Below are 462 nucleotides of genomic sequence, written 5' to 3'. Positions count from 1 at the left end.
TTACATGTTCGTCTAACCCCATTTTCCAGGCGCCAAAGCTCTCACCCAAGTCGCAATTTAATAACATGCTTATTTCCTACTTCGTTACTGCAAGCTCTAAATCTTGTTTATCTGTCACCAATAAATGGTGTGGACTATTCATAATACAAAACTCAGGTGCCGCTTTTGCTATGGCTAACTGAGCTGTCAGACTGGAACCCCAAAAAACCGGAAGCTGCCCCTCTTTACAAATCAATGGCTCGCCAAAATTAGGCTTACTAAGATCTTTGATCCCAACTTCATTTGGCTCACCAAAATGAAGTGGTAACGCATAGGGAAGCCGGCTTAGTGTTGCCGCTTGAATAGCACTTATAAGATTTTGCTTGGTTAATGGTCGCATCGCCAGTATTTGATTCGCTTCGTATTTATCTACTGAGTTGCAAGGCAAGTTGCTGATGTAGAGTGGTAAAGGTGTGGTTGGGT

Annotated in this window: 2 protein-coding genes; both read right to left on the bottom strand. The window is 42.9% G+C overall.

Translation table 11 applies throughout. From position 1 onward, the window contains the following. The coding region (locus tag CWC03_RS22935) for a LamB/YcsF family protein (RefSeq protein ID WP_138583808.1) at positions 1–67 on the bottom strand (67 nt) is incomplete at its 3' end. A 9-nt stretch (positions 68–76) separates the two neighbouring features. Continuing rightward, positions 77–462, bottom strand: a 386-nt coding sequence (locus CWC03_RS22930) for a D-glutamate cyclase family protein (protein ID WP_138583807.1), incomplete at its 5' end; no start/stop codon positions are given.

This window comes from Pseudoalteromonas sp. S2755, assembly GCF_005886535.1.
Lineage (GTDB): Bacteria > Pseudomonadota > Gammaproteobacteria > Enterobacterales > Alteromonadaceae > Pseudoalteromonas.
This window is presented reverse-complemented; position numbering and strand designations above follow the sequence as displayed.